Here is a 14,311-nt window from a genome sequence, read left to right on the forward strand (position 1 = left end):
CCCCGTCCGCGAGGGCTACGACTTCGCCGGCTGGTACACCGATGAGGCCTGCACCGTGGCCTACGACTTCGCGGCCCCCGTCGAGGGCGACATGACGCTCTACGCCAAGTGGGACCAGAAGTCTGCCGCTATGTACCGCCTCTACAACCCCTATACCGGCGAGCACTTCTACACCTCCTCTGCGGTCGAGCGTGACTCTCTGGTGTTGGTGGGCTGGGAGTCCGAGGGCGAGGGCTGGGTGGCCCCCTCTGAGGGTGCTCCTGTCTACCGCCTCTACAACCCCTACGTCGAGGGTGGCGACCACCACTACACGCTCTCGGTTGTCGAGCGCGACTATCTCGTCGAGCAGGGCTGGCGCGACGAGGGCGTGGGCTGGTACTCGGCCTCTGACGAGGATGGCAACGCCATCAAGGGTGCCGTGCCCATCTACCGTCAGTACAACCCCTACGCGACGACCGGCACCCACAACTACACCACGAGCGAGGTCGAGAGGGATAGCCTCGTGGCGGCCGGTTGGAACGACGAGGGCGTGGCCTGGTACGGCATCAGGTAAAGGCGACTATCGTTTGGGCGACTGATGATTTGTCCCTGAAATGAGGGCGCGTGGGGTCGACGGGTTCGTCCGCCGACCCCACGCGCCTTTTGCGGACTGGGGGTTGATTGGCCTGGCGGAAGAGAGAAAGAATCAGTTTGATAGACAGCTGGCACCTCTTTGGAAGCCTTTTCAAGTCTGTTTGTCCATCGTTTCTTGGGTTCTGCCATTCGCGTATGCACCGCTTGCTTGGGCTATGGGGACGTAGTTTGGAGATTGCCATGGGATGCAACAACCTTAGGGGACGGTGGATAACAGGGTTTCTTGCCCTTGTTGTCATCCTCGGGCTCATGTGGCTCAATCCCGGCGTGGCCTGGGCTGCGCCCATCGATCAGCAGAGCGTATCGGGCGTGACGAACTTTGACTACGCGCGTGAGGTCGTCGATGGCGTGAATGCCGAGCGGGCCGCTGAGGGCCTTGCGTCGCTTGTCCTTGACGAGGAGCTGACCAGCGCCGCGATGCTGCGCGCAGGTGAGACGGCTGTTACGTTTAGCCACGTTCGCCCGAATGGACTTATCTGCACCTCAGTTTCATCCAAGGCTTTTGGCGAGAATATTGCCATGGGGTATATGTCTCCGTCTGCGGTTATGCAGGGATGGATGCAGAGCGAGGGTCATCGAGCAAACATTCTGAGCTCACGTTACAGGTCGATCGGAGTCGGCTGCATTAACGTTGGAGGTTCCTACTATTGGGTTCAGCTGTTTGGAATTGAGGAAGGCATCGGAGACGTTCCGTACGGGTCATACTCCGTAACGATGCCCACTATGGGCATTGCGGGTAGGGCTGATGGCAATGGCACTGAGATGCAGCGTCTCTACAATCCGTATACGGGCGAGCACTTCTATACCGAAAGCGTTGCTGAGGCATATGCTCTTGTTGCGGTCGGCTGGGCATACGAGGGCATAGGCTGGACGGCACCGGCTTCCGGTGCCCCGGTCTATCGTCTCTTCAACTCGTATGCGGCTGGCGGTGACCACCATTACACCACGAGCGCGATCGAACGCGACGCCCTTGTCGCAGAGGGGTGGTCCTACGAGGGAGTGGGCTGGCGCTCGGCAGAGGATTCTAGGGGCGAGCCTGCGGACGGCGCGGTGCCGCTCTATCGACAATACAATCCGTTTGCTGCAACTGGAACTCACAACTATACAACGTCGAAGTTTGAGAACGACAGCCTTGTTTCTGCCGGCTGGCGGGAGGAGGGCATTGCGTGGTATGGAGTGGGGTAGCGTGGGGCTATACCTCGGGGACTGCAATCTGGTCTCGTCGCCATATGAACGGCGCCTGGGCCAGCCGGAAAGAGAGGGATAGGATGCGCAAAGAAAGAAAAGCGTCAAGGGAGCGGGGCCTGGTTCGTTGGCTGGCAGCAATTGTGCTGGGCATAATCATTGTTCTTCCCGCGACCGCCCAGGCCGCCACCTCCCAAGACATGTATCGCCTGTATAACCCCTATACAGGCGAGCACTTCTATACGTCAAGCGTCGTAGAGCGCGACAGCCTGGTTCCTGCGGGTTGGACCTGGGAAGGTGTCGGCTGGGTTGCGCCGACCTCGGGTGAGCCCGTCTATCGTCTTTATAATCCCTTTGTGCCGGGTGGGGACCATCACTACACCACGAGTAAGTTTGAGTGTGACTCACTTGTCGCTGCAGGCTGGAGCTACGAGGGCGTGGGCTGGCGATCGGGAGGCTCTGTGCCAATCTACCGTCAGTACAATCCCTTTGCCGTAACCGGAACTCACAACTACACCACGTCGGCCGACGAAAACAACCACCTTGTCACAATTGGCTGGCGTGAGGAGGGTGTTGGCTGGTACGGAACCGGCACTGGCTGGACATTCCCACCGCAGGAGCCCAGTGAGCCCGAGCAACCGGGCGGCTCCCAGCAGCCTGGCGATACGCAGGCCTCTGTCGTCTACTGGACTCCCGGCGGAGAGGTCTGGCACTCAACGAGGAACTGCCCCTCGCTTAAACGCTCTACTACGATATATTCCGGCTCCATTACTGATGCCCAGTCTGCGGGCAAGAGTCGGCCATGCAAGAACTGCTATTAATTCATTACGAATAGCCGACGCATCAAATGGACCGGGTGGCCGTGTCGGCGCCCGGTCCATTTGATGCGAAATGACCTGTCAGAACGCGTAATAGCAGCTGTCAGGCAGACTTGGTCTCAAATTAGGCGTGTAGTAGGGATCGGCACGTGAGAACCTTTCTGCCCAACGCGCGGTAAGTGTTGCCTTCTCTTTGAGATAGCGCGCTCTGCTTGCAGGGTCCTCGTCAAAGCCTCTGCTGAGAGATTCGTAGTGATAGAGCGTAACGAGAGGGCTATAGACAATCAGCAGGTCCTTCTCCTGAAGCCTGAAGCAGTAGTCGATATCATTGTATGCCACCGCAAGCCCCTCGTCGAAGCCTCCCACGAGGTCAAATGAGGAACGTGACGTCATCATGCAGGCCGCCGTTACCGCGGAGAGATTGCGTGGAGTCTCAAGAAGCTCGAAGTAGCTGTGAGATCCGTCGGGAATATGCGTAAAGAAGTGCCCCGGCTCACCAGTTGTGTTGACGCCGGCGTGCTGCACGGTTCCGTCTGGGTAAAGCAGCTTCGCTCCCACGGCCCCTACGTCGCTGCGCGCACAGAGGCCCAGCATGATTTCTATCCAGTTTTCGGTGACTACCTCGGTATCATTGTTGAGCAGGAGGAGATAGTCACCCCTGCTTGCCCGTGCTCCGACATTTACGAGTCTGGAGAAATTGAACTCTTTGGGATAGGCCTCGATCCTGATTCTATCTCCATGGCTACCTCTTAGCTCGGCATAGAGCGAGCGCGTTTCGTCCTTCTCGCTTCCGTTGTCAACAAGAACAATCTCATAATTACTATACGTAGTTCTATTAACAATTGACTCGATGCAACGTTGCAGAATGGGTGCGTTGTCCTTGGTTGGGATGACGATGGATACGAGAGGATGGGGTTCGGGGACGTCGTAGATGACCTTATAGGTGAACGGACGTTCCGCAGCAGAGACCGTCGCCCTGAGCCCCAGGCGCTCGAGATGACGACTCACGGCCCTGATGCCGCTCTTCACGGCATAGGGCTTGGAGTCAGTTCCTGAGGCCGTGGATGAGGGAGTGACCCGCCAGTGGTACAGGATTCTGGGCACATGGTGGATGTGTCTGGTCTTCTCTGCTGCCTCAAGGGTCAGGTTGTGGTCCTGGGCCCCATCAAACTCAGCAGTGTTGGGCTCGAGCTGATCAAGCAGTGCCTTTCTGATTGTCAGCATGTGACAGACATAGTTGTTGTTTCTCAGCATGTCTATGCTGAAATCAGGCTTAAAGAACGGCATTGCATACGTGCCGTCGGGCATAAGCTTGTCTTCGTCGCAATAGAGAAGGTCGATGTCAGGGTCTTCAGAAATGGCCCTTGCGTATTCGTAGAGCGCATCAGGCTCGAGAAGGTCGTCATGATCGAAGAAGCAGACGTAGTCCCCCTCCGCCACGGCGATGCCTGCGTTCGTGTTTTCTGATATTCCCCCGTTCTTTGGGAGCGTCAAAGATTTTACTCGCCGTTCTTTCTTGCGACATCGCTCAACCTCGTCGGCGAGTTCCGCGGACTCTGGGCTTGCATTCACAAGGATGAGCTCCCAGTTCTCGTAGGTCTGGCCCAAAACGCTGCTGGCCATGTCCTGGAAGAGGTCGATGGGTGTCTTGTAAAGCGGCACGATCACGCTGAACTTAACGCCGCCAACTGGTTGATGAGTACGTTGCAGGTCGAGCTCGTACTCGCTTGCACGATGGAGGCGCAGCCACTCTCCGTAATATGGGTCGAGTCCGGCATGATGATAGAGCAGCCGGTCCATAGGCTCTCGCAGAGTATCGCACTCAGCCTGAGTGATCGTTCGCGTGAAGTCCTGCTCGGGGTGGGACCTGGAGTGCGCGAGGACGTAAAGGTCCCCCTGGTTCCAGGGCACCTTTATCGAGAACGTCACCCTGCGGTTTGACGGTGCGCCTGCAATGCGAGAGGGCAGGGAGGTTGATCCCAGCAGGACGTAGTCCGACGACACCTCCTCCAGGTGGTTGTTCAGAATCGTGAACTGCATGTCGCCGCCCTGCGTCACCTCGGGCCAAGTTGCCGAAACTCGCAGCATGACATGCGTGGGCATTGAGATGACGGACAGCAGTTTCAGGTTGACGTCCCCGTACTCTGGCATCCTCTCGTCGATGCAGCGAATGGCTGCGCAGCCGGCTGCGTTGGTGCGGTAGTTGAGCCTCGAGCGCCATTTCGCGGACTTGAAGTTCACGTCGACCGATATGGAATCCGCGACATCGCCATTTGGAAGCAGCTCGGCGAGCGTGTAGAAGGCGCTCTCGACGGGAAGGTCTGGATATACCGCCACCGCGCGAGCGCTCGTGCCGTCCTTTTCAAGAAAGAAGAGGCGACAGGGGAGTGGCAGCCGCCCGTCGCGCTCAGAGTAGACGGGGGAGGTGACATTACCGTCACCAATCTCAGTGATGTCGAGAAGCTCATAGATTTTCTCGCTGGCCCTGCAAAGCAGCTTGGACTTGACCCGCATGCGCGTCGCGCCTCCAAAGCTCGGGGTGATTAGTGCGTGGCATTAGGTCGTCGATGCCTCTTGGAAGTATAGCAACCGGTGCGTGCCGTGCGTTTTGACGTGAGGCATCCGTCTGCATGTCATAATGGACTCAGCAAAACATATGCCCTGCATCTATTTCCAGGAGGTATCGGTGCCGCTCGTCTCAGTCGTGATTCCCGCGTACTGTTCCTCGACGTATCTTGATGAGTGCCTGACAAGCATTGAGGGGCAGTCATTCTCTGATGTGGAGATTATCGTCGTTGACGATGCGAGCCCGGACGACACGTCAAGTGTAATTCGCTGCCATGCGGGGCGAGACCACCGCATCGAGCCGCTATTCTTGAATGAGAACAGGGGGACCCTCGCTGCCCGCAAGGCGGGGGTCCTTGCGAGTGCCGGCGACTACGTTCTTCTCGTTGATCAGGACGACGAGCTCGATCGCGACGCCATCCGGAAGCTCGTTGAGTATGCGGCGGCACATCCCGCTGACATATATCACTTCTCTGCCAAGGTGCTTGCGACGGGCGATGCCGCGGCGGGCGCGCGCGAGGGGATGGAGGGCTTTCTGACGCCTCCCGCGCGTCGTATTGAGGGCCCGGATATCCTCAGAACGCAGCTTCTTGAGTCGGGGGGCTTTGACTGGCACGTTCATCACAAGATGTTCGGCGGGGATTTTGCGCGGCGCTGCTACTCCCTGGCGTCGGATGAGCGGCTGGTTCTCTCCGATGACATCTATATGAGCTTCATCCTCTGCTCTCAGGCGCGGTCCTACGAGGCGATTCCCAATGCGCCTTGGTACATCTACCATCTTGGCAGGGGGGAGACGTACGGAAAGGCCCTCGACCTGGGCTCGTATGGCCGGCTCGCCTCCGCCGACGGAAGGGCCCTCCTCCTTGCGCGGAGCTATGCGGAGGGGCCGTCCGCGCCCGAGCGCGACGACTGGGGCGAGCGGCTTGACAGCCTTCGCGACCGCCTTGCGTTCCACGCTATGAATGAGTGGATGGACAGCCTTCCTGACAGCCTCAAGGACGAGGGCTGTGACATTGCCCTCGAGCACTTGCCTGCAGACGCCGTGTGCGGGGAGCTCTATCGCTTCGTGCGGGACAGGGCGTACGCGCTTCTCCAGCAACAGGCCGGGTCAGCCAAGGAGGCCAAGGCGCTCGAGCGGGATGCCCTGCATTTCCTCGCGCTTGCCCGCAAGGCGGAGAAGGCGCCCGGGTTTGATGGGAGCAATGGGAGGTATCGTGAGATGAGGGATATCGCCCTCTGCCACCTGCGGGACTGCGGCCTTGTGGGCGAGAGGAGGACGGCCTGCGCCCCCAGCGGGCTCGTCCACAGGCTCACGAGTGTGATTCGTAGGGCTATGGGCAGGTAGAAGCGCCAATCTCCTCCCGCTATAATGCTCCTGCCGACCTTTCTCTGGAGGTTCTCTCATGCTGTCTTTCTCTGTTGTGGTAACGGCCTACAAGAATGACGAGTATCTCCCCGGGTGCTTGGGGAGCGTCTCGGCTCAGACGTATCCGCATTGGGAGTGCGTCGTGGTGAACGATGCCAGCCCGGACAACACGAGGCAAATCTCCGAGGCCTTTGCCGAGAAGGACGCTCGGTTCAAGGTGGTTAACCTGAGGGCGAACCGTGGCCTTCACCTTGCGCGCGCGGCCGGGGTCGATGCCTGCTCCGGGGACTACCTGCTGTTTCTCGATGCCGATGACGAGCTTGCTCCGGCGGCGCTCGAGGAGCTCTCCGTCGTGCTTGAGCGGCGTCCGGTTGACATGCTCCACTTTGGCATCGAGGTCGTTTCGGCTGGCGTCTCCGAGGAGGGGGCAGCCTCATTCGGGTCCTATATCAACGGAAAGGTCAACTACCTCCCGCGCGAGGACCTCTGTAGGGCGATCTTCTCCGCCGATGGGGGCTATCTCCAGGACTGGCGCACCACGCAGCGCGTCTATCGCACGTCCCTCGCAAGGCGCGCGTTCTCACTGATGACTGCCAACCGCCTTGAGCGGGCCGAGGACTGCTACGAGACCCTCGTCCTCTGCGACCTCTCAGAGGGGGAGCTGACGGACAACTCAATCAAGGCGCTGCGCTACTTCTACGGTCGCGGGGTTACGGGGGAGAGCGCCATCGATGGGGGCACCTTCCGTCGGTTTGTCGACCAGTTTTGGGATTGCATGTCCGCCATGGAGGAGTATGCCAGCTCGGTCTCGGCGGACCCTGCACTCCCGAGCTGCGTCGACGGGGCCAAGCGGAAGCTCTGCGACCTTCTCATGAACGACTGGGACGTCAGGGTCCCTGGCGAGGAGAAGCTGCCTGCTGCCGAGTATGCCGCCAAGACGGTCGGCGCCCTTCCCGTTGCGGAGCAGCTCATGCGTCTGGCGCGTGACAAGGCGTTCTCTCAGTGGAACGGTGGCGAGAGCTTCACCGGCGCGGAAGAGTACCTCTCTTGGTATCGCCTTGGCGAGGAGCTCGCCCGCCGCGCCGGCGACGAGGGCGCCGATGAGTACGCCACCCTTAGGCTCGCGGCTCGCGATCACATTGCCGACCTGGAACGTCGCTCGGCCTGGGCGGGGGAGAACGCCGCGCCCTCTATCATCAAGCGCTCTTCCTACGAGAAACAGCCTATCCGCATCTTTGTTACCACGCACAAGGACGTGGACACGTTCCACAGCGACATTCTCCAGCCGGTCCAGGTGGGGGCAAAGTCCCCCCGAAGGCGCCTTCTCTGGGCATTCCAGGACGATGAGGGCGAGAACATCGCCGGCCTTAACGCCATGTACTGCGAGCTCACCACGCAGTACTGGGCATGGAAGAACGTGGAGGCCGAATACTATGGATTCTGCCACTATCGCAGATACTTTGACTTCTCCGATGAATGGCATGAGGAGAATCCCTATGGCGAGGTGATGGACAACGAGATCTGCTGGGGGACCCAGGCGCTCTACCGCCTTGATGACGCCTCTATCGCAAAGGCGGTAAAGGGCTGCGACGTCATCACGACGGGCGTCAACGACTTCAGCAAGTTCCCCGAGGCGTACGAGAATCCCTTGGACCTCTATCGCCGCTCTCCCTACCTCCACGTCGAGGACCTCGAGCGCGTGGTTGAGATCATGCGGGAGATGCATCCCGAGTATGGCGAGGACGCCGATGCCTATCTGCACTCAAGCAGGTCCTGCTTCTGCAACATGTTCATCATGCGCAGGCAGATGTTCCACGACTACTGCTCATGGCTGTTCCCCATCCTCGAGCGCTTTGTGGACGAGTGGGACACCGCCCATCTTAGCCATGAGTCGCTGAGGACCCCGGGGCATCTCTCCGAGCGCCTGCTCAACATCTATCTCCTGCACGAGAAGCGCATGAATCCCGGTCTTGTATGGAAGCAGCTCCAGTGCGTTCACTTTGAGCATCCCGAGCATCACGTCGTTGAGAAAATCGAGCCCGCCGAGAGCCACGGCCTGCCCGTCGTCCCCGTGGTCTTTGCGTCTGACGATGGCTATGTGCCCATGGTGACAACCACGATCCTCTCGATGCTCAGGAATGCCTCGAAGAGGTGCTTCTATGACATCGTGGTCCTGGAGAAGGACATCTCGGAGACTCATCAGCGGGAGATGAGGTCGTTCTTCTCGGCGTATCCCAACGCGAGCGTGCGATTCGTCAACGTCTGGCCGCTCATTCGTGCCTACGACCTTCAGACGAGCAATGCGCACATCAGCGTGGAGACGTACTATCGCTTCCTCATCCAGGATGTGCTCTCCTGCTATGACAAGGTGCTCTACCTTGACTCCGACCTCATCATCGAGGGGGATGTCTCGGAGCTCTTCGCCGTGGACCTGGGAGACAACATCCTTGCCGCCGCCCACGATATCGACTATGCGGGAAACCTCGACCTCAACGACGGCGAGCGCGTCCGCTACTCCAAGGACGTGCTCGGGCTGCGTGATCCCTTTAGCTACTTTCAGGCCGGCGTTCTCCTGATGAGCACACAGAAGATGCGCAGGCTCCACATGGTTGAGGAGTGGCTCGAGATGGCGGCGGAGCCGAAGTACATCTACGACGACCAGGACATCCTGAATGCGGAGTGCGAGGGAGGCGTGGTCTTTCTCGATACCGCGTGGAACGTGATGATCAACTGCGGGGACCGCTTCAAGAGGGTGTTCTCGTTCGCCCCGGCCGCCATGTACGACGACTTCATGGCGGCGTATCTTCAGCCCAAGGTCATCCATTACGCTGGCTATGAGAAGCCGTGGAAGCCGGGCTCGTGCGACCTCGCCGAGCGGTTCTGGCGGTACGCGCGTGAGACCCCATACTACGAGCGCCTCCTGCTCATGGCGTACTCAGACTCCCGACAGACCACCGAGGAGGTCGAGCGGGCAAGGCGCGAGGTCATCGAGGAGCTGACCAGGCACGAGCGTGCCCTTGCGGAAGACAGTCCGGTGAGGGGGGTTGCAGACGCCATCCTTCCTCTCGGCTCAAGGAGGCGCGAGGCGCTCAAGGGCGTCGTTAGGGCCCTGAGGGGGAGAAGGTAGGGGTTGTCTGGCGTGAACGTTGATTCACTAGGACATGGGAAGACGGCAATCGGCGGGCGTCGGCTCGTATTTGTTGACGTGCTGAACATAATCTCCAGCTTTGCCGTCGTTCTTCTCCATACCTCGCTTGGCGTGTTCTCTCCCGAGCGCTCCCTAGGTTGGGTGGCCTCTCTGGCGAGCCAGTCTTTTGCCATCTTTGCCGTCCCCGTGTTCTTCATGGTGAGCGGTATGAATCTCCTGGGCTATCGCTCGAGATACTCCACGAAAACGTTCATGCGGAAGAGGCTTCTGCGCGTTGGAGTTTCCCTGCTCCTCGCGAGCCTCTTCTGCTACCTGCTCTTCTGCGCGTTCCCCGACTCCTTTTATGGAGCGGAGCGATTTGGTGGGGCGGCAAGCCCCAAGGAGTTTCTCAAGGGGTTTCTGACAAACGGCATCCTGGATATCTACTGGTTCCTTTATTCAATCGTCTACCTCTATATCCTGACGCCCCTGCTGTCCCTCGTGGTGACGAGGCGCAGGCTCCTTGAGTATGCGATTGCCCTTTGCCTTGTTGTTGGCGTGCTCATGCCGATGGCCACGCATCTTGGGGCAAATCCCGCCTACTTTCAGACGCTGTTTGGCTGGGCGCTCTTCTCCAACGTGAACCTGCTTTACTACCTTCTGGGGTATTACATTAATGCTTATGCCCGGCGCCAGGGCATTGCCCTGTGGGCGCTTGGCATCTCTTTGCTCAGCGGCGCGGCGATGCTCGCTGGAGGGCTTTGGGAGCACGGGCTCTTCTCGTCCGAGGCCTTGGCGCCATATAACAACTATCTTATTGGCATCACCTCGCCGCTTTGCGTCATCGAAGCGGTCTCGCTGTTCTATTTTGTCAGGTCTCTCGAGAATCGTCTCGAGGGGTTGCCTGAGGCGGCGACGGGGGCGCTGAGGCTCCTCTCCCAGTCGGCGTTCGGCATCTACCTCTTCCATATCCTGCTGGTCAACTGGACGGGCGGGGGAGTTCTCGGAAAGCTCCTCTCCGCGTTTCCGGAGCCTTTCCCGAGGGCGGTGCTGGTCTATGCCCTCACGCTCGCCGCGGTGGCCCTCGGTCGCTTTCTCCTCAAGAAGGCAAAGGCGGCCATCCGGAAGCGCCTCGTGCGCCCTTCGAGCTCCTAGCTGCCGCCGTAGCCTCACAAACCGGTTGAGGGACTGTAGCGGTTTCGTCATAGACGTGTTTTTCCTGAGCCCCGCCGACCCCTCTCGTATACTTTTCCATTAGTGCAAGGACGGCTGAAGCGGCAAGCGATCGGAAGGAAGCCCCTCATGCCCCTGAAAAGCTCTGTCATCTCAAGCATGCGGACCGGGGCGGCTGCCTTCGTGTGCGTAACGGCGCTTCTGGGCGCCCCCTCCGCAGCTCTTGCCGAGACCGCCCCCGCTGAGCCGATTGCCAGCCCCTCCGACGCCCTCTCAGCCCCTGAGTCCGGTTCTGGCACAGACGCCTTGGCTGATGGGGAGGCGCCCGTTCCCGCCGAGGGCCTTGACTCGGAGGCTTCGGTTGCCGATGGGGGAGATGGTCCAGAGGCCGACCCCGTCGACGGGTCAGGTGCGGCTATGGAGGGCGTCGAGGCGAGTGCGTCAACGATGTCTCTCGCGCCCGAGCCGGCGGAGGCCGATTCTCAGGCGAGCGTCTCCGCCGGATGGCATCGCGAGGGCGACGGCTACGTCTATTACAGGGCTGATGGCACCAAGGCGACTGGCTGGCTCGTTGTCGCCGAGCGTCCGGACGGCGGGACGGGTGGCCTCGAGCGCTACTGGCTGCATTCCGATGGACGGCTGGCGGCGGAAGAGTTGATTTGCGCGACGGACGGAAGCTATGGCTACGCTAGGCCAGACGGCACGGTTGTTCGCGGCAGGTGGACCGATCCATCGACGGGGAACGTCTACCTCGCAGACAACGATGGCAGACTCGAAGGTCCCGGCTGGGTCGTAACAGACGCCTATGGCCAGGGCCTGCAGCGCTACTGGGTTGACCCTGAGAGCCACGCCTGCGAGCCGGGACCCTCGTCCGAGGGGTGGTCGCACCTCACCACGGATGGCGGCTACGTGCTGCGCGGGGCGGGCCATGACGATGCCGGGAACAAGGTCTATGCGGACAACGACGGACGGCTCTTCCAGAGCGGCTGGCTCGTGACCGGCGACTATACCTCGGGCGACCTGCAGCGCTATTGGTTTGAGGACGGGCGAGCGGTGACCAACGCGCTCATCCCCGCCTCCAAGGCAGGCTGGAAGGCCTATGCAACTGGGACGGGCGCCGTCGTTCGGGGCAAGTGGACCGACCCGTCCACGGGCTACGTCTATCTGGCGAACAATGACGGCAGGCTGGAGAGCCCCGGCTGGGTCGTGACCGGGGCATATTCCGGTGGCTCGCTGGAGCGCTACTGGGTTGATGACAAGACCGGCGCGTGCGTTCCCGGACGGTCGTCCGACGGATGGGGCCACTACACGCTGCCCAGCGGCGCCGTCTTGCGCGGGGCCTCCGTAATCGATGGCGAGAGGCTTTACGCGGACAACGACGGGCGTCTCGTCACCGACGGCTGGGTGGTCACCGACGGCTGGGGCCAGGGGCTCCAGCGCTACTGGCTGCGGGGCGGAAGCGTGGTTTCCGGGGAGCTTGTCAACACGGGTGCCACCGGATACGCCTATGCAAAGGATGACGGCACCATCCTGCGCGGCAAGCTCGCCCTGGACGGCGTGATGCTCCTTGCGGACAATGACGGAAGGCTTGCCTGGGGCAAGCAGGACTGGCTTGTCACGGGGTCGTATGACGGAGGTGTTCTGCAGCGCTACTACCTCACGAGGTCGACGAGCGGAAAGTACTACGGTGCGCGCCTCGGCAGGTTCTCGGTCGGCGACTTCGACTACTACGGCCGCGAGGACACGGGCTACGTGGTGCGCGGGGAATACACCACCCCGAGCGGGACGCTGCTATTTGCCGACAACGACGGCGTGCTCGGAAACCGCATCATGGGAGCGTCGCAGAACACCGTCGACCAGATGGTCAGCTACTACAACGCCCAGCATAAGGCCTACCCCTCCGAGGCTCTTGGCAAGGGCGGCGCGCCTGATATCCGGACGTTCTGCACCATCATCTGCGAAGAGGCGGCCGCCGAGGGGGTGCGTGCGGAGATTGTCTTCACCCAGGCGATGCTGGAGACGGGGTGGCTCCAGTTTGGCGGCGACGTCAAGATTGAGCAGTTCAACTTCGCCGGCATCGGCGCCACGGGCGGCGGCGTCCCCGGCAACTCCTTCCCGGACGTCCGCACGGGGATTCGCGCCCAAGTGCAGCACCTCAAGGCCTATGCATCGACCGATTCGCTCAACAATGCGTGCGTGGACCCACGCTTCAACTACGTGAAGCGTGGAAGTGCGCCCACCATGGAGCAGCTTGCCGGCAAGTGGGCGGCCAGCGCGGGATATGGAGAGAGCCTCCGGACCATTCTCTCTGGCCTGTCAAGGTACTAGAATTCTAACCATTAGGGCGGTTGTAGTGGATAATTCGTTCGAGAAAGGATCGAGCGTGTCTTCAAGGAAGAGATATGTTGGCCCCATCCTCCTGACGTCCGCCATTGCGGGCACACTTGCGATGGGCTTTGGTGGAACGGCATGGGCGGAGGAGCTTGGGACGAACAAGGCCGCCGCGGCGGTCAGCGCGGGGCTCTCCACCCCGGCGATGGCGGTTCCCGCCGGGTCGGTTCCGAGCCCCGCCGAGCTCATTGACGCCTCCGTGCCGGAGGTCCCTTCTTCGACTGAGCCCGATTGTCTCAATCCGAGCGAAGAGAAGGGCGAGCCTTCGCTCGAGGAGGAGGCCGTCGAGGGGGAGGCTTCCGGCAAGCAGGAGGCCGAGGGCGGCTCTGCCTTGCCCGAGACCGAGGGGCAGACGTCGACTGAGGGGGAGGACGGCCCCAATGGGGACGCTGCCTCGCAGGAGGATTCCGCTGGGGTTGAGTCTGCTGGGGTTGAGAGCGGCGGGTCCTCGGAGATCGAGGCTCCCGCTCCCGGCGAAGCTCCCGCGGTCGAAGGGGCTGATCTGCCCCAGGCTGACGAGGCCGCCAACTCTCTTGCTGCTTCAGTCGAGGGTTCCCAGGCCGCAGATTCGGCCGACGACGTTGTGCTGAGCGGCTGGCAGCAGGAGGGCGAAAACTACGTCTACTACGGCGCCGACGGGACCAAGTCCTCCGGCTGGCTTGTTACCGACGAGGCCATCAACGGCACCTCCTCCGGGCTGCAGCGCTACTGGCTTGGCGACAAGGGCGAGGGCGTGAGCCTTCGCGCCGACTGCTTTGAGGCGGTGATCAACGGGGTCAAGAGCTGGTTCTTCCGCACTGACAAGGGGTATGTCGCCCGCGGGAAGTACGAGTACGTGAACCCCAAGGACGGGAAGACCTATTTCTACCTTGCTGACAACGAGGGCAGGCTCGAGGGTCCCGGCTGGGTTGTGACCAACAAGTACGAGGCGGATGGCTCCCTCCAGCGCTACTGGGTGGACGCCGACGCGCACGCCGCGGTCGAGGGCTACTCCGAGGACGGCTGGGCGCACTACACCACCGAGGAGGGCTACGTCCTGCGCGGCGGCCGGGA

The 14,311-nt window shown here is 61.0% G+C and carries 9 protein-coding genes; 8 read left to right on the forward strand and 1 reads right to left on the reverse strand.

All coding sequences use genetic code 11. The features are described from left to right. The 3 genes from H6A23_RS10865 to H6A23_RS11600 all read left to right on the forward strand — a co-directional run. Positions 1 to 553 (forward strand): InlB B-repeat-containing protein (locus H6A23_RS10865; RefSeq protein ID WP_204832194.1); only part of this gene is annotated, 553 nt, incomplete at its 5' end. A gap of 260 nt (positions 554 to 813) precedes the next feature. Then, positions 814 to 1,818, forward strand: a complete 1,005-nt coding sequence (locus H6A23_RS10870; RefSeq protein ID WP_204832195.1) for a CAP domain-containing protein — start codon at positions 814 to 816, stop codon at positions 1,816 to 1,818. Between the two features lie 200 nt (positions 1,819 to 2,018). After that, the gene (locus H6A23_RS11600; RefSeq protein WP_286165974.1) at positions 2,019 to 2,639 is read left to right on the forward strand and encodes a hypothetical protein; all 621 of its coding nucleotides are present in this window, start codon (positions 2,019 to 2,021) and stop codon (positions 2,637 to 2,639) included. Positions 2,640 to 2,717: 78 nt separating this feature from the next. Here H6A23_RS11600 and H6A23_RS10875 read toward each other — a convergent pair whose 3' ends face one another. Further along, complete coding sequence (locus H6A23_RS10875) at positions 2,718 to 5,150, reverse strand: glycosyltransferase family 2 protein (RefSeq protein ID WP_204832196.1); 2,433 nt, start codon at positions 5,148 to 5,150, stop codon at positions 2,718 to 2,720. A 172-nt stretch (positions 5,151 to 5,322) separates the two neighbouring features. On the opposite strand from H6A23_RS10875, the gene H6A23_RS10880 reads away from it, so the two are divergent. From H6A23_RS10880 to H6A23_RS10900, 5 genes are all read left to right on the forward strand, one after another. Next, positions 5,323 to 6,546 carry a glycosyltransferase family 2 protein gene (locus H6A23_RS10880; protein ID WP_204832197.1) on the forward strand — a complete coding sequence of 408 codons (1,224 nt, stop codon included), beginning with the start codon at positions 5,323 to 5,325 and terminating at the stop codon, positions 6,544 to 6,546. A gap of 58 nt (positions 6,547 to 6,604) precedes the next feature. Next, positions 6,605 to 9,694 carry a DUF4422 domain-containing protein gene (locus tag H6A23_RS10885; RefSeq protein ID WP_204832198.1) on the forward strand — a complete coding sequence of 1,030 codons (3,090 nt, stop codon included), beginning with the start codon at positions 6,605 to 6,607 and terminating at the stop codon, positions 9,692 to 9,694. A gap of 12 nt (positions 9,695 to 9,706) precedes the next feature. Next, complete coding sequence (locus H6A23_RS10890; RefSeq protein ID WP_204832199.1) at positions 9,707 to 10,849, forward strand: acyltransferase; 1,143 nt, start codon at positions 9,707 to 9,709, stop codon at positions 10,847 to 10,849. A gap of 435 nt (positions 10,850 to 11,284) precedes the next feature. After that, positions 11,285 to 13,195 (forward strand): glucosaminidase domain-containing protein, encoded by a 1,911-nt coding sequence (locus H6A23_RS10895; protein ID WP_204832200.1) that lies wholly within the window; start codon positions 11,285 to 11,287, stop codon positions 13,193 to 13,195. A 55-nt stretch (positions 13,196 to 13,250) separates the two neighbouring features. After that, positions 13,251 to 14,311 (forward strand): hypothetical protein (locus tag H6A23_RS10900; RefSeq protein ID WP_204832201.1); only part of this gene is annotated, 1,061 nt, incomplete at its 3' end.

Source organism: Olsenella uli, from assembly GCF_016900775.1.
In the GTDB taxonomy this organism is placed as follows: Bacteria; Actinomycetota; Coriobacteriia; order Coriobacteriales; family Atopobiaceae; genus Thermophilibacter; species Thermophilibacter uli_A.